The sequence below is a fragment of the Bacteroides sp. B1-V-101 genome (assembly GCF_023656585.1).
Classification (GTDB): domain Bacteria; phylum Bacteroidota; class Bacteroidia; order Bacteroidales; family Bacteroidaceae; genus Bacteroides; species Bacteroides thetaiotaomicron.
Genome location: NZ_JAMOKH010000005.1, coordinates 108,987 through 132,479, shown reverse-complemented (window position 1 = coordinate 132,479; position 23,493 = coordinate 108,987). Strand labels below are relative to the sequence as shown.

The following is a 23,493-nucleotide window of genomic DNA, read 5'->3' as shown; positions in this document are numbered from 1 at the left end:
AACTTTATTTTTATAAATTAAAATCCTACTTTCAAGCCCATATTTATCACCATTACTACCGGATACATTGCATTACCGTTGGGACGAGATTCCGGATCTACAATTTTCAATTTATCTAATGTCAACAAGTTATAACCTGTTGCAAAAACTCTCAGACTTCCAATATTGATTTTGCTCAATATTTTTTTAGGAAAATTATAACCAATCTCCACATTTTTCAAACGCAAGTAGGAAGCATCACGTAACCATAAATCCGAGTCTCTGTAATTATTTACTTTATTCGTAAACGAGATGGCAGGAGCTTTAGCTGAATTTCCTTTTTCCGGCGTCCACATGTCATCTATCATATATTTCATTAACGAACGAGAATCTGTGGCTCCAAACGGTTCACGAAAAATATCATCCAATAAGCGGGAAACTTTTGTTGCGCCGGACCATGTCATACTGAAATCGAATCCTTTATAGGAAAATCCCAAATTTATTCCTCCTGTAAGAAGTGGGTAAACTGGATAACCGATAGCGGCAACATCGTACTGGTCTATCTTATGGTCATTATTTAAATCCTTATATTTCACATCACCCGGCTTAGGAATATACCCTGTTCCATGATCCGGTATTGATTTACCACGTTCGGTCTCATACTTTGCCACATCTTCTTCCGAAAAGAATCCATCGTATTTATACCCCATCTGTTGCCCAACCGGCTTACCGGTCTTTCTCATATAATCGTAAGGATAGGGAACTTCATCTTGAAAGACGATCTTATTTTTAGCATAAGCCAGATTGAAACCTATATGATATCTAAAATCATGAATTCTATCTCTCCAGTTTACACTCAGTTCATATCCTTTATTATCAACTTTGCCAATATTGGCAATAGGCAAATTTGCTGCTAAATAAGTTGGCAGAACCTTACGATTTGTGAGAATATCCTTACGACGCTCAATAAAATAATCAAAATTAACTTTTAGTTTGCTGTTAATGAAATAAGCATCCACCCCATAATTCTGCTTTGCAGCCGTTTCCCAAGTTACGTCGGGATTACCAATCTTACTTTCCACTGCACCTTGCCATGCTGTAGATATGGAATTTCCAAAATAATAACTACCTGTCGACGGATTATAAGAATCCGGCAGATAAAGAAAACGATAGTTACCACTCACACGATCATTCCCCACTACACCATAGGAAGCACGAAGTTTAAAATAACTCAACCACGGTTTTAAAGGTTGCATAAAGTTTTCCTCTGTCAGAACCCAACCTGCTGATACTGCGGGAAAAAGACCAAACCGCTTACCTGGTGCAAAATTCTCAGAACCATTATACCCCACGTTCATTTCAACCATATAACGTGTTTTCCAGTCATAAGTAGCACGCCCAACTAAACCGATATAGCTTCGGGGAATAGATTTAAATTCATCCGGATTACTATCCGGATAATATTTCATTGTTTGATTGTACATAGCCAAGGCTGAAACATGATGATCACCAAAATCACGCTTATAATTCATGGCGACCTCCATATACCAGTCTCTGCTCCGGCTTGTACTCTCCGAATATTGAAGATTGGTCTGATCTCCCACTTTACGCAAATTCACTGTACCATCTTCATTTACTATCGTCTCATAATGAGGATAAGAAGTTTTACGCAACTTTTTCAAAGTCACACCGCTATTATAAGATGCTTTTACATGTGCCTTCAAACCTTTAGTGATGAAGTTCAATTTCTGCTCCAGCATAAAATCAAAATTCAGGATATTCCCTGCTGAAGTGTTATATCCTTTTCCATAATATGGATAAAGTCCGTCTCTTACAGTACCCGGCAGACTAAATTCTTTTGTATCAGGCCATATCCATTTTCCATCCATAATACCTACCCCCGACATTGGAATAGCCCAATAAATATCACGGAACAATAATCCGATATCACTACTTCCTTCATAATTCGGCGTACGCTTATCATTAACACGCCCACCTAAATTCATACGCATCAATGTGGTTTTCGTCAGGTCCAAATCCAGATTTATACGATAATTGTAACGGTTATATTTGAAATTACCATCATACTCTTTCTCAAACGACTTGAATAGACCATCTTGCGTCAACACACCCAAGGAAGCAAAATAACGGACTCCTCTTGTTCCTCCGGAAATAGAAAAATTATGTTGCGTTTGCAAAGCCACGTCCTTTATTAACATATCCACCCAATCCGTATCTGGATAAGCTAAAGGATTGCTGTGTGTCCGGTAGGCTTCAATCGCTTCATCCGTAAAAGCAAAGTTACTCTCTATTCCATCCCGACGCTGGGCATTGACATATGTACTTGCATACTCATAACTGTTGGCAAATTCCGGCATACGCGTTGGCATTTGTAAAGAATAAGAAGTAGATACATTTATTTTAGGTTTTCCTTCTTGTCCCCTTTTCGTTGTTACCAAAATAACACCATTAGCACCACGAACACCAAACACAGCCGTTGACGAAGCATCCTTCAAAATAGAAATATCTTCAATTTCATTAGGATCAAGTTGGTTGAACGAACGTTCTACTCCATCTACCAAAACAAGTGGTGACGATAATCCTTCTGTCAACGAACCGACACCACGGACATACATTGTTGCATCATCAGCTCCCGGCTGCCCAGTCTGCTGCACAGTAGACAACCCCGGTAATTTGCCGGTCAATGCATTGGATATACTTGAGACTGGTGATTTAAGAATTTCTTCTGTACCCACAGATGAAATAGCACCCGTCACTGTCACTTTCTTCGTTACGCCATACGCTACAACTTGTACTTCCTGCAACTGCAAAACATCTTCAGATAATTCAACTTTTAAAGTAGACTCGCCCTTATAAACAATTTCTTTACTATCATATCCGACATAAGATATGACAATTGTCGCACCAACAGGAACATCCAGTTTAAAATTCCCATCCATATCTGTTATAACACCTTTACCGGCATTCTTCACCACGACACTGGCACCTATTATAGGCTCGCCATTATCAGTTACCGTACCAACAACCGTCTTACTTTTCTGCTGCATAATATCTGCCGAAACAGCTATACTTTCCGTCACATAGTTCTCTGAAGAAAATGCCTGTTGTCCAAACACAAAAGACATCGCTAGCAGACATACCCATTTTTGGGGTATCTTCATTGGAGTGAAAAAGTCTTTCATTGCATTTAAATTTAAGTTACTAGAATGATTAAAAATTCATCAAATTGACTAAAAAAAACGACCTGACAAAAATGTTTATTCACACTGCGAATATAGTTAGAAAACCAAAAAAACAAAAACCAAAAACGTACATAAGAAGTATAAAAATTATCCTCCCAAGTTCTCTATTAATCATTGTACAAAAAAACACCCTTTTAGTACAAAAAAATCACCATTACAGCACTACTTCTGCACTGATTTACTCTTAGCTTCAATGTCGCAATCCCTTTTCCGCTTCAATGCTTCCAGAAAATAATAATCTGCATAAATCAAAGGGACATCTATTTCGTTTCCATGCGGATAACTTCCAACAGAATGCATCAATAAGAAATTGTGATTTTCACCAATCTTACTCCGATAATCCGATGATGACAAAGAATGCATTACCTTATCTGCCGTCTCTTTATACTTTGCTTTATTCGAATACATGCTCAATTCATACAAGGCGGCAGCCATAATAGCAGCAGCGGAAGCATCTCTTAATTCATGGGGAATATTCACTGCATCAAAATCCCAATAAGGAATCAAATCTTCAGGAAGATTGGGATGTGTACATACGAATTCATAGGCAGCTTCTGCCTGCTCAAGATATTTTAATTGACGTGTATACCTATAACACATTGTATATCCATAAATACCCCAGGCTTGCCCACGTGCCCAAGCTGATTCGTCGGAATATCCCTGAGCTGTGCAACGACTTCGCACCTTACCTGTTCTCATATCATAATCAACTACATGATAAGAGCTCCCATCCATACGAAAATGATTCTTTAAAGTCATATCTGCATGTGAAACCGCCATATTGTAAAAAGTAGAATCACCGGAAAGAGAAGTTGCCTCAAAAAGAATTTCCAAATTCATCATATTATCAATAATAACAGGACACTCCCAGCCTCTTTGTGCCTGCCATCCTGTACGGGTATTCCATGATTGGATAACTCCGGCTCCAGAACGAAACCGAGTGGAAAGGGACTTGGCCGCTTGCACGATAATTGTATCATATGCCTCCTGCCCCATACGCATACCATTTAAATAACTACATCCTATAATAAAGCCGATATCATGATGAGAAGTTATATATTGTTGTTGTTTCAGAGCTTCCGTATACTTTTTCGCCAATGTTTTCCATTTCTCATCTCCCGTAAGATTATACAAATACCAAAGGCTTCCCGCGAAAAAGCCCGAAGTCCAGTCCCATACGTTACGGGCATATACTATATTTCCTTTAGTATCTACCGTACGAGGTGCCCAAGGTTTACCATTTTTTTCCAGTTTTTCTATCAACAAATCATATTGCGCCGCTGCATACTCAACGTTTTCTGAAAGATAATTTTCCTCTACCCTTTCACAAGCACACACAAAAGTGAAAAACAAGGCTATACAAATTGAAATAATAGTTTTCATAAATAATTCATATTATTTTGAGAAAACAAAAATACGCATGCTAATCACAAAAAAGGGATAATATATGTACAGAAAGAGGATGTCAAATATATACAATGAGACAAAAAGCAGCGATGTACAATAAACGACCTAAAATGTACAATAAACGACAAAAAAAGAAAATACACACATACTCTTTATTTAATAAAAACGATATATTTGTAATCTGTATAATAAGATCTAGAATATGAAAAGCAGGATTATAATCATTTTTTATTTACTAATATACACATTATCAGGAAAAGCACAAAGCATATCATTTCTTCATCTGACAACCGACGATGGCCTACCTAATAATTCCATTTCTTCCATTTATCAGGATGAACGTGAATTCATGTGGTTCGGTACTCGCAATGGAATCGGCGTATATAACGGAAAAAAAATTAAAATCTATCAAAAGGAGAAAGATATTTCCAACAGCATTTTATACAATGATATATATCATATTACCGGTGACCGGAACGGACACGTTTTTATTATGACCAACAGAGGTATCTCCGTTTATGATATAGAAAAAGATTTATTTAGTACGATAACCAGAAATAATATGAAAGCGCAGTTCTTCTCCGGTTATTTATACGCTGCAACATCCAAACAAATATTTAAATACAACGGCAACAAGCTGGAGCCTTTCTATAAATTTCCGGATAACGAAGGATATATCAGAAAATTATATATACATAATGATTCCATACTCATCGGAAGTGACCGGGGAGTATATATACTAACTCCCCAAAAAGAACTAACCCATCCTATTACAGCAGGGAATATTTCTGATATTTTCAGAGATAGTAACGGAGAGTATTGGATAACCGCAAGTTCCGGTCATGGGCTGTACCGCATTCAAGGCGAACAAATTGACAGGTTTCAGTGTAAAGAGGAAGATCCGACGACAATCAGTTCCAATTTTACTCACAGGTGTTGCGAAGATACAGAAGGCAACATATGGATAGGAACTTTTAACGGGTTGAACAAATATGATAAAAATACAGGAGAATTTTACAGATATTTTAAACAGGAACATAACAAAAGTTTAAGCCATTCCTCTATTTGGGGATTATACTGTGACAAACAAGGAACTATCTGGATAGGAACCTATTCCGGCGGCATCAATTATTTCAATCCACAAAAACAGATTTATCGCGAATATCAGGCCTCTTCCAAAGAGGAGGAAGGATTAAGTTCTCCCATTATCGGACGTATGCTAGAAGATTGCGAAGGAAACTTATGGATATGTACTGAACGGGGAGGAATCAATAAATATAATCCTGCTACCCGGACTTACAAACGTTATCTAAGCAAAAGTAGTTCCTGTAATCTACCACATGATAATGTGAGGGCTGTCTACTATGATTCTCTGCAACAAGTATTATGGCTTGGTATACATCTAAAAGGACTGAACAGACTAGATATGAAGACTGGGCATTTCACTCAATATAAAAATAAAAAAGGAGATAGCAGTTCTCTTCCGTCCAATCTTGTGGAGGATATTATTCCTTATCAGAAACAATTGATATTGGCCACAGCAAATGGAGTCACGCTATTTAACCCACAAACAGGCAAATGCAAATTGTTATTTCAGGATAAGAATGCGCTTTATAATACGATATCCACTATAGGGCTGACTTTAGACCACGAAGGTACATTATGGATAGCCAACAATAACAGCGGAGCGTGTGCTTATCATTTTGACAGTCAAAAATTCTCCATTTACAAACATAAGAACAGTAATAAACACAGTCTCAGTAGCAATAGCATTAATTCCATTTACGAGGACAGTCAAAAAAGGCTCTGGTTTTGTACAAACGAAAATGGACTAGATTTATATAGAAAAGAGACTGATGATTTTATCAATTTCGATAAACGTAAAAACGGGCTTGCCAGCAATGTAATATATAATATTTGCGAACTATCACCTGAAAAATTGTTAGTGACAACGGATAAAGGATTCTCAATATTAGATTATCAACATAAAGAATTCAGGAACTATGATGAATTGCCCTTAAGCTGTATAAGTGAAAATGCGCTCTATAAAAGCCGGAAAGGAGAAATATTTATTGGTGGAACCACCGGAATGATTTCTTTCCAGGAAAAAGATTTGGAACAGGCGCCACGATCTTATCGCATACTTCCATATCGTCTAACAGTGAACGGAGAAAATATTCAGACTGGAGACCAAAGTGGAATATTACACCGGAATATTACATATACCCCAAAAATAACCCTAAAATCTATTCAGAACATTTTCAATATCGAATACACAACTACAGATTACATACCTTTCAATAAGAATAAAATTGTTTATCGATTGGAAGGTTTCTCAGACACATGGAATGTATTGGAGCAAAACACTATTACTTATACTAATCTTGCTCCCGGCAATTATACATTAATTGTAAAAGCAGAAAACGTAAACGAAAAGCTAGTTCCCCCTAGTCGATTACAAATAGAAATATTACCTCCCTTTTATCGTACAATATGGGCCTATTTAGCATACATTATAAGTATCATCATACTTACATATTATATCATACATACATATCATCATCGCCTAAAATTACAGGAATCTCTTAAATACGAAAAAAGACATATCGAAGATATCGAAAAACTAAATCAGGCAAAACTACGTTTTTTCACCAACATATCCCACGAGTTCCGAACACCGTTGACACTTATTATCGGCCAAATGGAAATGCTACTGCAAGTACGTTCTTTCAACCCCAATGTGTACAATAAGATTTTGGGAGTTTACAAAAGTTGCCTGCAGTTAAGAGAACTTATAACCGAATTACTGGATTTCCGGAAACAAGAACAAGGACATATGACCATCAAAGTCTGCGAACACAATATGGTTCATTTTATATATGAACACTACCTGCTGTTTCTGGAATACGCGGCACAACGCCAAATCACTTTTAATTTTGAAAAAAGCAGTAATAATATCAGTGTATGGTTTGATGCCAAACAAATGCAAAAAGCTATTAATAATCTTATTTCTAATGCATTCAAATATACCAAAGCAGGGGGAACAATATCTATCGCAGTCAGGAAGAGAAATCAGGAAGTGTTAATTGAAATAACAGATAATGGTTCAGGCATTGCTGAAAAAGATATTGATAAGATCTTCAATCGTTTTTATCAAGCAGACATAGATTCCCCATCACATACAGGTACTGGTATTGGTCTGGCTCTCACTAAGGGTATCATCGAATTGCATCATGGAAATATTGATGTGTCCAGCGAGCTTGGAGAGGGAACAACTTTCCGCATCCACCTAATGACAGGAAAAGAGCATTTCACAAACGACCAAATTTGTACAAATTCCAATACTTCTTGTTCAAATGAAGTCACTAATTTGAATTTAGTCTATCAACAGCCTCTAGAGCAGGAAAAGGAAAATATAGATAACGAAAGTATACCAAAAGAAGGAAAATACAAAATACTAATTGTAGAAGACAATGACTCGCTTAGAGAAATGTTAGTCAACATTTTCAAATCACTTTATACAGTAATTACTGCTGTTAATGGTAAAGAAGGGTTGGAAAAAACGTGTTCGGAAATGCCTCATATTGTTATCAGTGACATCATTATGCCTGAAATGTCAGGTACAGAACTTTGCCTGGCTATCAAACAGAATTTCGATACTTGCCATATTCCCGTCGTTCTGTTAACTGCCAAAACTACAATTGAACACAATCTGGAAGGTTTGAAAATGGGAGCAGACGATTATATCGCCAAACCATTTAATATCAATATTTTATTATCAAGATGCAATAATCTCGTTAATAATCGAATTATGTTACAGGAGAAATTCAGTAAACAACCGCAAATAAATACTCTAATTCTGACCAATAATATCCTGGATAAAAAGTTTATGGATAAAGTCACAGAAATTATTGAAAATGAAATTGATAATGTGAATTTTAGTGTAGACCAACTTGTTGCCCAAATGGGAATTGCCAGAACTAAATTATTCACCAAACTAAAAGCAATAACAGGACAGACTCCAAGTGACCTCATTATGACTATCCGTTTGAAACGAGCTGCATATTTGCTAAAGAATAATCCTGAATTAAATATATCCGAAATATCTGACCGAACAGGATTCAGCTTTCCAAAATATTTTAGTAAATGTTTCAAAAAAAAATATCATGTAACTCCACAAGCTTATAGAAAAGAAGAGATTCAGATATAGAACTTCAGAACACTAGCAGAAAATTATTCGAATTATATTCTTATTTCACATTAGGGATATTCTCAAAATAAATCGGAATATTCCTAAAATAATAAAATGTAAGACAACTAATTCATCGCGAGTTAATAACTTTTTTGCATCTTTAAGTATTTCTTGTGACAAAAAGTCGCACAAGTAATTGTTCAACATTGCGTCTGAACTCATTGTTCCGTCAATAGTAGCCTAAAAAAGCGTGCATTACCAATAATGGTTTAGTGCGAAGCTCTCTTGACAATATGGTTCTATACAAAAAGATCCAATGTATAGACTGTTAAACTGACCGATATGAGTAACATAAGGAACCGCCATACCACCCGTAATAAAGAAATAACTTACGGATATTGAGAAGCTATAACCAAAAGTCAAACAGGCAGGATAGTGTTATAAAATATTCTTCAAAAAACACTTTTCTTTATACATTTTACCTCAATCTGCACAACTTTTTATAACACTTTGTCTCCTCCCAGGAGTTATGTATATTACCACTCACTTCGTTTACTGACTATTTGCCTCCAGCTAACTCGATGATAAAATCTAGGCTGTTTACTTTGAATGCTGTCTTCTTAAAGCATAATGAATTCAAAAAAAGAGTGCACATAAATGAATTTCTCAAATAAAACGTTTCTTTCATAGAGAAATTCATCCTTTGAATAAAAACTGTGGCTATTTTATTTAGCGCATCATAAAAACAATATTATATCTTGCCGTTTTTCTCATAGGACCATATCAACCTCTAAATTATTAGATAACCTGAAACATCATTGGCATTACCTAAAACACGAAAAGAGCCCCATAACCCTCCGCTGAAGTAGAAGCCCTTTCTTAATACAAAAACTTAACTTTGACTTTACTAACTATTCCATTTATTGAGTTTCACAACCCACATGTTTACGTCCTGCAAAATTATAATGGAAATTTATATATCGCAAATTATTAACACAAAAAACATCATATACATCTCAAATTCTGAAGTATACCGCTCAATAAAACATCATTAATATTTTATGGAGTATTTATTGAACCAAAGAAAAAATAAAGCGACAAGAATCCGCTGACTCTCATCGCACAATAAAACACGACAAATACTGGAACGCTTTTCACAAAGGGTACAATATTTAGAGATTCTAAAAACAATAGACAAATCTCTTATTTCTAAAATAAACAAAAAACAAAGTCCGTTGGTTTACTTAAAAAATCATTATTTACAGAAAGCCTTAATTTTAAGCAATAGATAACCACAAAGACATTATCAAACAAATCAATCTGCAAATTTCTCCACTATATTATTCCTCTTCATATAGACAACCTCTCCTCTTGAAAATAATTACTATTCAAATAAGAGAAAATAAATAAAGCGATGATAATCCAACGACTAACACCGCTTGTAAACAATTTAATGCATGAGACCCTTTTCACAAAGAGCATGCTACAGAAAGAAAATGAATCACTTTCCATTTTATTTTTAGGACAAGCAAAAATACAACTTCTTCCTGAATTTAAGAAACAACATAAACTTTATCCTACTCAAAAATCCAATGGAATAAATCTATTTATGTATGAATCATTTGCAAATAATTAAAATATTGAATACTTTTGTTACAGAATATCTTAAATCACAAGACTCTCATGGAAACCTTTTTACTTATCGGCATTACCATTGTAGCTGCCATATGGATTATACGAAAAGAAAACAAGAAACTCAAGAACACCAGCAGACTGCACAGATCCAATAAAACTTTCAGCGAAGAATGTGTCAAGCTACTTAAGTATGAAAAATACGGATGCTACAAACTTACCGGGATGCAATACAAATGCCTAAAGCAGGCTGATTATGGAGTACATCACGGATATGCAATAGCAGAAGGAAACAATCAATATGACAATGCCGTTATAATAAAGAGGAAAGACAATGGGAAGATTATAGCTTGTGTGGAAAATGATGTAAACAGGCAACTACATGATTTTATCATTCAAAACGAAGGAAAGGTACATGCACTATATTACATCTGGAAATATGGTAAAAATAGAATCTACGGATGTGCTTACATTAGGAATAGGGACGAACATCGATAATTGATATTCTTTATGGTTGAGTATTATTTCGTGCTACTAAGCCGTGAAACTTGTGAAAGGCAATACGACTTTTCAAAAGAATCCAATATAATAACAAAGCGATGAAAGTTCTTTAGGGGAGCTCACATCGCTTTAACATAAAAAATACTAGTGTGCAATGATCACCTTCTCACAAAGATGTATTATTGCAATATACAACAATTAAAATTGCACAATTAATAAACAAAGCATTTGTATTGGATAACAGTGATATGATATACAGAAAAACTGTCGTAGACATAATTCTTCTTTAATTACTCATCAGGCACAATACCAAGTGGAACGGGACGATTGTTATATCATTAAAACATAATACCACCGTAAACAACAAACAAAGCGATGAAAGTATTAACTCACACCGCTTAAAAAAACTATAACAAGCCGTAACTCTTTTCACAAAGAGTAGCTACGACGGAAGATTCACACTGATACTAAACTGAGAACAAAAATAATTATTCCCCAGGTATCTACAAAGAAATAACGCCCTAAAAATGCGACTTATAACAAGCTGCTATCAAAAACAGAATCAGAAGAATATCTCATCACTAACTATCAAATATAAAATATCCCCACCACAGATAAAATAATGCACCTCCGGAAGAACAATATTAGAAATAAATTGCTATTTTTGTCACGATCAATAGTACGAAAAACACACCCTAATGCCATTCATGACATCCTCGGAATAAGTACTAATCTGATATATGATACTGCACTGTATGAAATCTAAAGAATCAGCCCCGGTATCATCCACCAAAAACAAACAATCTGTGAATTGGAATACAAAGAAGAGAATCAACCCCAATACGAAAGCATGATTGTCCTCAGATCTATTTCAGTAGCAGAACTTATTAGAAATACTTTAATCATTTAGATAAATAGACAATTCTAGTTTATAAGTACTTGCTTTAAATTCTACATTCCTCTAATGAAAAAACATAATACCCCCTGTCAGTCACGATAGGGGTTTTGTATTTTATAACATTGAAGACACAATGCTTAAAAAATGACATTTATTAAGATCAAATAAGAAGAAAAGAATCAACTATTAACAATCAAGAGCATGTAAACAATTCAGATTATCAAATTAGCAAGGGCAAGATTTTCTCCAATTCTCGTTTATTTTGATGAAAGGATGACAGGTAGCGCTTTACATGTCATACTTTCTTCAGGGATATCTACTGTTATCCGTCACTTCCGATTTTAAACATAGAAACTTTTTATTCAATATAACCCAAAAAGAGAGTTTGTAATAACCGGTAATAAGAAAGGTATGCCTGTTAACCGAATTACCAAGCCTCAAACAATCAACAATATGCCAAAAGAAAAAAATTAAAAAAACGGAATAGAAAAGACCAAAGCACTCATAACAAGATTAGAAAAATTCAGAACAGACTCTGAAGCAGGAATGAAAAACGAGACTAACAGTTATTTCAGTTGGAGCAATAATAACAGAGAACGTACAAAACATTCGATCATCAGCAAGTGACTAAGAAGAACTAATTAAAGAATTGCAGAATCACGCGAATATATAAAAAATATCTACAAATATCTATATGTGATTAAATTTGTAAAAGAACTTCCAAAAAGTATCAGTGACAAGATTTGCCGTATAGAGACTCGCCACAATGATAAGAAAGCAAAGACATCTTCAATCTTTCACCATCCATCACTCTTATATACTAAAAAATCAAATATAGTATACAAGATCTTTTTTTATGTAAACTACTCATCCTAAAAAAATCACGAGAAATCACAAAAAACACACTTTAAAATGCATAAAATTTCAAATTATAATATAATTTTGCTAATACAAAATACATTTAGTGTTTAATAAAGAATACAAAATGAAAAAGAATTTGGATAATAGAGAATTAAATATTATAAACCGCTTTCTTCATGGAGATCATGAAGCATATTCTCTATTATATAAAGAGCATGTCCAAGAACTTTTCTCTTATGGGAAAGCCTTAACAAGTAACGATGAACGACTAAAAGACGCAATTCAAGATGTATTTTATAAAATATTATCCAATCCTTCCTCATTAAAAAATGTACAAAACTTAAAATATTTTCTTTTTAAATCATTAAAAAACAGGCTTATTGATATACTTAAATCAGAAATCAACAAAGAAGCAGTATATGAACGGATTGACTTCACTGTAAATGACGTCACAATATTGGACTCCTTGATTGAAGAAGAAGAACGCTTTGAACTAAGCCAAAAAATCAAATTATTATTGGAACAATTGACATTCCGGCAACGAGAAGCCGTATGCTTGCGATATATATATAATATGGAATACGAAGAAATTGCGGATTTGCTGAATATGAATAACTCCAAATCTGCAAGAAACCTGGTATCTCGGGCACTTGAACATATACGCAATGAAGAATCAGGCATTTTCATTTTACTCTTTCTATACAATCAGCCAAATTTTGCAGCCGACATACTTATATTATAAGTCAATATCCTCCAGCATTTATTATACAATTGCCCTCAAAAATAGTTCTCAAAAAAAAAAATGAAAAAAATATCTCTTTTTTAATGGCAAAAAAATCTGGGTATCGTCTTTATTATAAACAAGTCCGAAACTTGTTTATTGTTAACCTGATTAAAAGTGAAAATAAACTATGCCTGTCAATACCAAATACAAAAATTACTCTGTCAAGGATTTCTTGAAAGATGATTTATTTCTCCAGTGGCAATTGTTGTCTACAGAAACATTAGACAACTATTGGAAACAGGTACTACAAGAAAATCCACATCAAGAGGCTAATATTACCAATGCTATCCGAACGTTACATTCAATAGCTATTAATCGCTCAGCGCTTTCCTGCCAAAAAGAAGATGAAATTCTCAAGAATATATATGCACGTTACCACCGTCATAAAATTCGCAGATTCATTTATTGGACTACCAGTGTAGCAGCAGGCCTGATATTACTATTTTTTTCAGTATCTCCATTAACAAACATAACAGAAGAAAATATCAATGTAATGCTATCGGATGTTCAGTCCGTAAGGTTGGATACAATTCAGGATGTAAGATTAATAATAGGTAACAAGAAAACAATAACAATGGCAGAAGATGCCGATATCAGCTGGTCGAAGAAAGACGAAATTGAAGTAAATGGACGTTCATCAAATTCTAGCTACAAATCACAAATAGATGCAGACGTCGAATACAGCACTTTGCTGGTACCTTATGGCAAGCGTTCTTTTCTAACATTACGTGATGGCACGAAAATATGGATAAATTCCGGTACCGAGCTCCGGTTTCCAGCAAATATGGAGAAAAAAGGACGCGGCATCTACGTCAATGGTGAAATATACATTGAAGTCGCAAAAGACGAAACATCTCCTTTCTATGTACGCACATCCGAATTTGACGTAAGGGTATATGGAACTAAGTTTAATGTCACATCCTACAAGGCAGATCTGAATAAGTCAGTCGTGTTGGTGGAAGGTAGCGTGTCAGTATTGACGAAAGAAAAAGAAGCTGAAGAAATATTCCTTCATCCGAACCAAATGTACAAAACTGATCAACCCGGGAACAAAGTCACTGATGTGAATGCACTTCAATATATTACATGGAAAGACGGAATATGGCAATTTACGAGTGAACGGTTGGAAAACATTGTTCTTCGGCTGTCACGCTATTATGGCATAAAAATACATTGTGATGAAATATCAGCAGCAAAATCATGTACCGGTAAATTAGTACTGTTTGACGACATAAATGAAACATTGCAAATAATTGAGGAAATATTCGGCGTGAAATATACCCCCAATCAGAATGAGATAACAATTAGTATAAACCCTTAAAAACAGTGTAGCCTATGGTAAAATAAACGAAATAAAAAGCCGGATAATACGGCAATACTATCCGGCGTAATTTAGCTTACTAATAAAATATTAAAAGCAATTCTAAAAACAATCAAATGTATGAGAAAAATGGCTCATTTGAAATTAATGAATATTTATTTATATAAAAGGATGTTGAATGTTCAACGCATAGTTTTACTCCTTTTATATGTAACTTTCACTGTTCCATCGCTGGCAGAAGTCGCTACGATGCAGTTACCGCAGCTTTCGCTGAATTTAAATAACGTAACGAGACGTGAGGTATTTAACACTATTGAAAAAAATACCAAATACGTATTTATCTATTCGGACGAGTTACTTACAGAATTAAACGAAAAAGTTAGTATCCATGTCAATAAGCAAACACTGGACAAAATATTAGATAAAGTTTTACATTTAACAAGTTTGGGTTATAAGATAACTAATAGACAAATAACAGTAAGCAAGAAGGCTCAAACGGTCATCCCGAAAACTCCATTAAAGATTACAGGACACGTAACCGATGAAAAAGGAGAAGCTTTAATTGGGGTAAACATACAAGAAGAAGGAACCAACAATGTAGTTATTACAGATATGGATGGAAATTTCTCAATTTACAATGTGTCAGGTCCTTCCTCCGTCTTACAGTTTACTTATATAGGTTTTGTTCCATTAAAAATTGTAGTAGGAAAACAAACGAATATGTCCGTAAAGCTGGACCCTGATATAAAAGGATTAGAGGAAGTAGTTGTAGTGGGATACGGATCACAAAAGAGAGAAAGTGTAATTGGAGCTATTACCACCATGAAACCTGCCGCTTTACAAGTGAATCAAAGCCGTTCTGTTACAAATGCCCTCGCCGGACAAGTAGCTGGTGTTATTGCTGTGCAACGAAGCGGCGAGCCTGGGAATGATACTTCTGATTTTTGGATTCGTGGCATCTCCTCTTTTGGTGCGGGAACAACTCCGTTAGTCTTGGTTGACGGAATCGAGCGTAGCCTGAGCAATATCTCTCCAGAAGAAATTGAATCTTTTTCTGTTTTAAAAGATGCCACTGCAACAGCAGTCTATGGTGTTAGAGGAGCTAACGGTGTGATTCTGGTACAAACCAAACGCGGTCAGATTGGTAAGCCTCGCATTCAGATAAAGGCTGACTATGGTTTCTCTGCTCCGACCATGCTTCCCGAATTTGTAGACGGAGCCAAATATATGGAAGTTATGAATGTGGCGAGTCAGTTTTCCTCTGGAAAGGATATGTATACACAAGCAGCAATCGATGCCACTCGCAATGGTACCGATCCAGATTTATATCCTAACGTAAACTGGTTGAAAACAATAACCAAAGACCATGTACCCAATGGACGTGTCTCTTTAGACATCAATGGAGGTACTGAGCGATTACGCTATAGTATGGTATTGGCTTATCACGGAGAGACCGGTATGACAGTAACAGATCCGGGAGTGGAATATAATACATCCAATAATCTGTCACGTTATAATATACGTACCAATTTGGATATGAATCTAACCCCTTCCACTGAAATTAACGTAAGCTTGGGAGGATACATCATGAACCAGCGCACACCCGGCTTCTCGACAAATGCCGCTCCTTTTACGGACATCATCTATCTGGCCTTTAAAAATACTCCGATTGTCCATCCCACCGTTTACTCTAACGGACAGATTCCAGCCAACACATCACAAACTAATCCGTGGGCAGCCGCTACACATTCAGGATTTATTTCAAGCTACAAGAGCAGTTTGCAATCTGTATTTGCCGTAACACAGGATATCGGCAAGTTGTGGCATCCACTGAAAGGATTGAAAGCGAAAGCCACTTTCTCATTCGATACCTATGCTTGGAACTCATTTTTGAGAAGAAAAACACAAACTACTTATATGGCAACCGGACGTGACGAAGAAGGGAATTTATTGACCAGTATCACGAACCAGGGAGATGATTACTTGCAGTATGCAAAAGAAGCCGGCGGCAATCGCACCATGTACCTGGAAGGTCAGCTGTCTTACAGCCGTCTGCTCGCAGATAATCACCAAATAGACGGACTATTGTTGTATAATATGCGGGATTATGTAAATGCAGACGCAGCTTCAGCCATTTATTCACTACCGTATCGTACACAAGGTATCGCTGCTCGTTTGTCATATAGCTATAAAGGCAGATATTTCATCGAAGGAAACTTCGGGTATAACGGTTCAGAGAACTTTAGTAAAGGGAACAAATGGGGATTCTTTCCCTCCGTAGCCGGTGGCTGGCTTGTGACCAACGAAAAATTCATGGAGAATGCCCTCTCCGTATTATCTAAATTGAAATTTCGTGGCTCATACGGTTTGGTAGGCAACGACCAGTTGGCAGGACGACGTTTTGCTTTCCTATCTACGATAAACAGTGGAAATGGATTTACTTACGGACTTACAGGCAACCAAGGTATAGGTGGAAAATTCGAAGGAGACTTCGGGGTTGAAGATTTATCGTGGGAAACCGTAAAGAAAACAGATATCGGGGTTGAAATCGGCCTATGGGACTGCGTCAATATACAAGCCGATTATTTCCATGAAAAAAGGGAAGATATCTTTATGCAAAGAAAGACCATACCGGAAACAGCAGGATTCAATACAAATCCATGGGCAAACTTCGGTATCGTAAAAAATCAGGGATTTGATGCCAGTCTGGAAGTAAACAAGAGTTTTGGAAAAGATTTCTTTTTATCATTACGAGGTAATTTCACTTTCAGTCGTAATGAAATTGTAGAATATGACGAATCCGAGACTATGAAACAAACAACCCGTGCACGTACTGGAAATCCATTGAACACATATTACGGACTGAAAGCTATCGGTCTGTTTCAGGAAGAGGATTTTAAAGCAGACGGGACATTAGTGAACGGAATCCCCGACCATACATTCGAACCGGTAAAACCCGGTGATATTCGTTATGAAGATACCAATCATGATGGTAAAGTGGATGCCTATGATTATCAACCTATCGGTCGTCCTTCTGTTCCGGAGATTGTATATGGATTCGGATTCAGTGCACGTTGGAAGAGTTTTGATCTCAGCGCATTCTTCCAAGGTTCTACAAATGTATCCAATATGATTCAAGGAGATTTACTGATTCCCGGCAGTGGCGGTGGTGGATTGGGCAATATTTATGCCAACTGCGATGACCGTTGGGATCCGAGTGATCCGTATAGACAGGTATTCTGGCCTCGTTTGTCCACCAATAAAAGTTCTAACAACATGCAATATTCTACATGGTGGTTAAAAGATGTTTCTTATTTGCGTTTGAAAAATCTTGAAGTAGGCTATACTTTCCCAAAAAAATGGCAGAAAGCGGCGATGATGCGTGACGCACGTATTTTCTTCAGAGGAAGCAATCTGTTAACATGGGCTGCATTTGATATGTGGGACCCGGAAATCAATTCCAGTGACGGAATGAAATATCCTTTAATGAAGGTATATTCATTTGGTTTTCAAGTAACATTTTAATCTTACGTACAATGAAAAAATATACATATAAAAAATATATCCAAACAATGATGCTGGCTGTTGCCGTCATCCCGTTTTTCTCTTCTTGCGATTACTTGGATAAAGAACCGGATGATATGCTGACTATAGATGCTGTATTTGACAATGCAGATTATACAAAGCAATGGTTGGCAGGTGTTTATAATCTTGTACCCGATCCCTTGTGGGAATACATGAATTTTGCCGGATATGGCTATTACATGATGAGTGATGAGACACAAATGGCTTCGTCACTGGGACAGTTTGGTTGGGGAAATCTGATGAATGTACAACAAGGAAGTTGGACACCTACACAAATTATTCCAGGAAAAAATCTGTGGAAAGAGACCTATCAAAAAGTGCGTTCAGGACTTATTTTCCTGGAAAGAGTAAAAGAGATTCCAGACCAGAGACAAACAGTCGAACTAGTAGAACGATATAAGAATGAAGTTCGGTTCCTAATTGCTTACTATTACTCAAGAATGCTGGAGGTGTACGGACCGTTCCCATTGATTACTTCATTAATGGACGTAAATGATTCGGGTGAGGTACTGAAAAAAGAGCGCACTCCCTATGATGAAATCGTAAACTACTTGGACAATGAATTTATGGAACTTTCCAAGATACTACCTTCTTCCTATGATAATGTAAACATCGGACGTCCCACTTCCGGTGCATGTCTGGCATTGCGCGCCCGTATGCTAATGTTTGCAGCCAGCCCATTATTTAACGGGAATGAAGATTTCAAGGATGTCGTCAATAAAGACGGAACTCCACTTTTTAGTCAAAGCAAAGATAACAAAAAGTGGGAGAAAGCAGCAGTAGCAGCCAAGTTGGTTATTGATCTTCCTGAATATGATTTGTACAAAGAGTACCTGGAAGACGGTTCCATTGATGCATTAATGTCCTGTACCAATTTATATCTGACTACTACTGAACAGAACCCGGAAATTATAATGGCCTTCCCAGGAAAAACAAGTTCATTATATGAATACCATTTAATGCCTCGCAAATCCGGTTTTGCAGGTTGTATCAGTGCCACACAGAACATCGTGGATGCTTTCTTTATGAAAAATGGCTTAAGCATCGATGAATTAGGTTCAGGATATGTAGAAGAAGGATTCTCTACTGAAGATACATATTATCCTACGAAATATACCTATGGTAGTGCGGATAAGAAAGAAGGATTGGTGACACCGAAAGGTACATATAATATGTACGTTAATCGAGAACCCCGTTTTTATGCCAACATTCGTTTTCATGGCAAATATTGTTCGTTCGATGATGACAAGAGGCAACACAACTTTTTGAACGGAGGGCAAGATGGTAAACCTTCGCATGATAGTCCAATAGCTGGTTATCAAATTAATAAGGCCATTCATCCTGCCACCCGTTCAGGGTCTTATCCTTATAAACCGGGGATCATTGTTCGTTTAGGAGAGATGTATCTGAATTATGCAGAAGCACTAAATGAATATAATCCAGGACATACAGATATTACAAAGTATGTAAATCTAATTCGTGAACGTGCCGGACTGCCTGCTTTAAAATCCGGTTTGTCACAATCGGAAATGCGTGAAGCGATTCACCATGAACGCAGAGTAGAATTTGCATTTGAAGGAGGAATGCGTTATATGGATATCCGTCGTTGGAAAGAAGCGGAAAAAGTTTTTGAAACCCCGATTTCTGGTATGAATACGGATGCTAAAACCAATAATGATTTCTTCAAACGAACAGAAATACAGAAACGAATATTCTTGAAGAAAATGTATTTATGGCCTATTTACCAGACTTACTTGGATAACAATGAAAAAATGGTTCAAAACAAATATTGGTAATAAGAAAATGATTATGAAAATGAACCTCTATTGTATTTTATGTCTATTTCTAACAGTTTTTTCATCAGCTTGTGGTAATGAAAAAATTGATGGAAATAAAACTAAACAGGTGACATTGACTATTACTCCTTCCGACGAGATAATTGTAGAAGGTAAAGGGGGCAGTGTCTCGTTTACTGTCACACCAAGTGACCCTACAGTAGCACTAAAATATGTACCTAGTGTAGAGTGGGTGAAAGCAACTAGCGGCACCAAAGAGACTCTTTGGAACATAGCGACAAATACTTCCAAACTAAGCAGAGAAGGATATATTTATATTCTGGATAACGCTTCATTGGTTCAGTTAGGTAAAATCACTATCATTCAAAAATCGACAGACGGTGAAATTCAGGAGAATCCGACAGTATCGTTTAACGAAGCGGATGTACCGATTTTTATTCCTTTTGCCGGAAACTCGTATATGACTACTCCTCCAGCTTCTTCCGAAATAGACCTCTATACCGGTAAATTCAAGGATACATGGATGGACAAAACAATTGTTAGCAGCACCTACTTCCATGTGGGCGAAACTGGTAATATGAATTTGGCAGTCGTTGGAAGCAATGAAACCGGAAATAGTGTCGTACGCTTCAAGATACGGGACAAAACGTATGATGTTACTATCAGTGGTCCTACTTCTAAAATATACGGTATTGCTACAATTCCGATAAAAAAATCGGGATATATCCGGGTGGATATGCAGGGAGTATCAAGAAGCGGTAAATCTTTCGGTGATGTCACTGGTTTCCGGATAGGTGGACAGGCGACAATGGGCGACAATCATTTTGTAACAGAAGAAAAAATGGCTGAAGATAAGTTGAATTGTTACTTCTTTCGTAGAGGAGCTTCCGTGCATTGGGGGTATACAATGCCCGAAGCTAATGTTGAGTATTTCTATAATGAAGTTTTGGTCACAGAAGAAAATGTCCGAAATAGTTCATACTATATGATGAACGGGTTCTCCGAAGGCTATATGGGTATTCAACAAACGAGTTCCGGTGAGCACACTATTTTGTTCTCTGTCTGGAGCCCTTATTCTACTGACAATCCTAGTGACATACCAGAGGACAAAAGAGTGAAGCTATTACGCAAAGGTAAGAATGTCACTGTCGGAGAGTTTGGAAATGAAGGAAGCGGTGGACAAAGTTGGTTACATTGCGGTTGGAAAGCTGGCACGGTGTACAAAGCGCTTGTTCAGGTGAAACCGGACGGAAACGGAAACACCATTTATACAGCCTATTTTTATGCAGACAATGAATGGAAGCTAATCGCATCTTTCTTACGTCCGGACACAAATACATGGTATAAGGGAGCTCATTCATTCCTAGAGAACTTCGATCCGGTAAACTCAATCTATACCCGTTCCGTACTCTACAAAAACCAGTGGGTACGGCTTGCGTCAGGCGACTGGAAAGAGATTACGACAGCTAAATTCACCTGTGACAATACGGGAATACAGGGTTTGAGATACGACTATTCCGGCTCGGTCGATGAGAAGAATTGTGGTTTCGTTCTAAAGAGTTTCGGCTTCTCGGATGATCATACGGAATATGGAAAGATTTTTACCCGTCCTTCCAGTGGAACAGCTCCAGACATTGACTTTAAGAGATTAGAGAATATTCCATCTGTTGAATAAATAATTCAAAATAATGAAAAAGATAAAATTTATATATGCCACGATGTTGCTTGTCCTCGCATTAGCAACGAATGCATGCGACGATTATTATTCGGTAACTGTCAACGGTGATCCAGGCATTACACCAACAGTATTGATAACACCGGAAGAGAGCATTACTTTGCCGGCCAAAGAAGCAGCAGGAGAAATAGAGATTATATCCAACATGGATAACTCGACAATTTCTTTCCACGTTCCTTCCGATGCAGAAAGATGGTGCAGCGTAACACTCGAAGGAAATAGGATATCGCTTGCATTGGAAGATAATCCACGAATGATTGCACGTTCTACGATTCTAACTATAAAGGTTTTTTCAGTTACTCGAAAGATTGAAGTAGTGCAGGAAGCAAAAGCAGCAGAACCTATTTATCCGATAGAGAAAGTCTATAAATTCAAAATTCCTTCTGTCGAGAATTTTGATATAAGCAAGATTTATAAGGTGATGGATGATAAATTAAAAGTTGCGGAAATCTGTCTGGAGTATCTAAAAAATGATCATATTGCTTCAAAGGCTGTCGTTGTTTATACCGGTCAAGGTGGAGCGGCTGATTATACCAGAGGGTTGGTCGCATATTTGGTAGACGATGACGGCAATGTGTCCGACATCGACAAAAACGGAGGAACAGTAGCATTCAACTATAACGAAAATACACTTGATTATGTAGCCGGCAATTCTAATGCTGTTCAAACAGTTTATCTTTCTGCTTTCGGTATTACAACAGAGGAACAAGAAAATGCTGTTGAAGTTGTGGCTGAGCCGTATTTAGTAGCGGATATATCAGGCAATTCATATCCAACTGTCAAAATAGGTAGTGAAGTATGGTTGGGGACTAACCTCCGTACAACAAAATTTGGTGATGGTTCGGAGATACCATTTAGTGCTATGAATTCTTTGAATCAACAAGTTGCATCTTATACATACCCAGGTGGTGACTCTGATGTTGATGCTTCCTTATATGGTTATTTATACACAAGTAAAGTAGTGGCAGATGAAGACTTATTAGCCGGCAGCATTGTGGATGGTCTGTGGCGTATCTCTACCGGAGGAGGAAATAATAGTAACGGATTAATGGGTAATGTAACTGACTGGCAACGCTTGTTTAAGTATATCGGACAGGACCAACTGGGAACATTATTGGCACCGGGATACAATTGGAACAACGGCGGCAATGGTGCGTTTGATATTAATACAGTATCCGATTTAACAGGTTTAAGTATAGTGCCTGCCGGACAAATATATAGCAACGGAGCTTTTGCCTTAGGTTATTTAGGGCAAGCGTTTTTCTTCTATGGAAATGCAGGTCAAGGATATAACTTAGCAGAGAGAGACGGCAAAGCGGCCGATCAAGCCGGAGTACGCCAATGGAATCATGTCACGGATGCTTGTTCCATTCGTCTTGTCCGAATCGACAATCATCAATAACAATCCATTTTACAGAGTTTTCTATATCAACAATCATACTATTGGCAGAAAAATCCGTCGATAGTATGATTGGAAAAAGAACAAATATGTCACATTGTTAATATAATTAATAATTTTAAATTTTGAAACGAATGAGA

Annotated in this window: 11 protein-coding genes; 9 read left to right on the top strand and 2 right to left on the bottom strand. The window is 36.7% G+C overall.

All coding sequences use genetic code 11. From position 1 onward, the window contains the following. Window positions 1–17: 17 nt before the first annotated feature. Both NBH01_RS06200 and NBH01_RS06195 read right to left on the bottom strand, forming a co-directional pair. Complete coding sequence (locus tag NBH01_RS06200; RefSeq protein WP_370867671.1) at window positions 18–3,182, bottom strand: SusC/RagA family TonB-linked outer membrane protein; 3,165 nt, start codon at window positions 3,180–3,182, stop codon at window positions 18–20. A gap of 222 nt (window positions 3,183–3,404) precedes the next feature. Further along, the gene (locus NBH01_RS06195; protein ID WP_048693152.1) at window positions 3,405–4,625 is read right to left on the bottom strand and encodes a glycoside hydrolase family 88 protein; all 1,221 of its coding nucleotides are present in this window, start codon (window positions 4,623–4,625) and stop codon (window positions 3,405–3,407) included. A gap of 226 nt (window positions 4,626–4,851) precedes the next feature. On the opposite strand from NBH01_RS06195, the gene NBH01_RS06190 reads away from it, so the two are divergent. The 9 genes from NBH01_RS06190 (at window position 4,852) to NBH01_RS06150 (ending at window position 23,356) form a co-directional block, all read left to right on the top strand. Further along, window positions 4,852–8,859, top strand: a complete 4,008-nt coding sequence (locus NBH01_RS06190; protein WP_048697637.1) for a hybrid sensor histidine kinase/response regulator transcription factor — start codon at window positions 4,852–4,854, stop codon at window positions 8,857–8,859. A gap of 1,462 nt (window positions 8,860–10,321) precedes the next feature. Further along, window positions 10,322–10,477, top strand: a complete 156-nt coding sequence (locus NBH01_RS06185) for a hypothetical protein (RefSeq protein ID WP_153882589.1) — start codon at window positions 10,322–10,324, stop codon at window positions 10,475–10,477. A 47-nt stretch (window positions 10,478–10,524) separates the two neighbouring features. Next, on the top strand, window positions 10,525–10,971 hold the full coding sequence (locus NBH01_RS06180; protein ID WP_048697631.1) for a hypothetical protein: 447 nt from the start codon (window positions 10,525–10,527) through the stop codon (window positions 10,969–10,971). 1,886 nt (window positions 10,972–12,857) lie between these two features. Next, on the top strand, window positions 12,858–13,475 hold the full coding sequence (locus NBH01_RS06175) for an RNA polymerase sigma factor (RefSeq protein WP_048697630.1): 618 nt from the start codon (window positions 12,858–12,860) through the stop codon (window positions 13,473–13,475). Between the two features lie 169 nt (window positions 13,476–13,644). Next, window positions 13,645–14,838, top strand: coding sequence for a FecR family protein (locus NBH01_RS06170; protein WP_048697627.1), 1,194 nt, complete (start codon window positions 13,645–13,647; stop codon window positions 14,836–14,838). Between the two features lie 120 nt (window positions 14,839–14,958). Further along, window positions 14,959–18,363 (top strand): TonB-dependent receptor, encoded by a 3,405-nt coding sequence (locus NBH01_RS06165; protein ID WP_225629800.1) that lies wholly within the window; start codon window positions 14,959–14,961, stop codon window positions 18,361–18,363. A gap of 11 nt (window positions 18,364–18,374) precedes the next feature. After that, a complete protein-coding gene (locus NBH01_RS06160) occupies window positions 18,375–20,219 on the top strand; it encodes a RagB/SusD family nutrient uptake outer membrane protein (RefSeq protein WP_055229376.1) in 1,845 nt (614 codons plus the stop codon). Window positions 20,220–20,328: 109 nt separating this feature from the next. Next, window positions 20,329–21,894, top strand: coding sequence for a DUF3472 domain-containing protein (locus tag NBH01_RS06155; protein ID WP_161800197.1), 1,566 nt, complete (start codon window positions 20,329–20,331; stop codon window positions 21,892–21,894). Window positions 21,895–21,907: 13 nt separating this feature from the next. Then, window positions 21,908–23,356 carry an FISUMP domain-containing protein gene (locus NBH01_RS06150; protein WP_074705997.1) on the top strand — a complete coding sequence of 483 codons (1,449 nt, stop codon included), beginning with the start codon at window positions 21,908–21,910 and terminating at the stop codon, window positions 23,354–23,356. The last annotated feature ends 137 nt before the right edge of the window (window positions 23,357–23,493 follow it).

Bases quoted from the DNA above. Each gene is read 5' to 3' on its own strand.
- NBH01_RS06200 (WP_370867671.1), bottom strand. From the start codon at position 3,182: ATGAAAGACTTTTTCACTCCAATGAAGATACCCCAAAAATGGGTATGT.
- NBH01_RS06195 (WP_048693152.1), bottom strand. From the start codon at position 4,625: ATGAAAACTATTATTTCAATTTGTATAGCCTTGTTTTTCACTTTTGTG.
- NBH01_RS06190 (WP_048697637.1), top strand. From the start codon at position 4,852: ATGAAAAGCAGGATTATAATCATTTTTTATTTACTAATATACACATTA.
- NBH01_RS06185 (WP_153882589.1), top strand. From the start codon at position 10,322: ATGCTACAGAAAGAAAATGAATCACTTTCCATTTTATTTTTAGGACAA.
- NBH01_RS06180 (WP_048697631.1), top strand. From the start codon at position 10,525: ATGGAAACCTTTTTACTTATCGGCATTACCATTGTAGCTGCCATATGG.
- NBH01_RS06175 (WP_048697630.1), top strand. From the start codon at position 12,858: ATGAAAAAGAATTTGGATAATAGAGAATTAAATATTATAAACCGCTTT.
- NBH01_RS06170 (WP_048697627.1), top strand. From the start codon at position 13,645: ATGCCTGTCAATACCAAATACAAAAATTACTCTGTCAAGGATTTCTTG.
- NBH01_RS06165 (WP_225629800.1), top strand. From the start codon at position 14,959: ATGAGAAAAATGGCTCATTTGAAATTAATGAATATTTATTTATATAAA.
- NBH01_RS06160 (WP_055229376.1), top strand. From the start codon at position 18,375: ATGAAAAAATATACATATAAAAAATATATCCAAACAATGATGCTGGCT.
- NBH01_RS06150 (WP_074705997.1), top strand. From the start codon at position 21,908: ATGAAAAAGATAAAATTTATATATGCCACGATGTTGCTTGTCCTCGCA.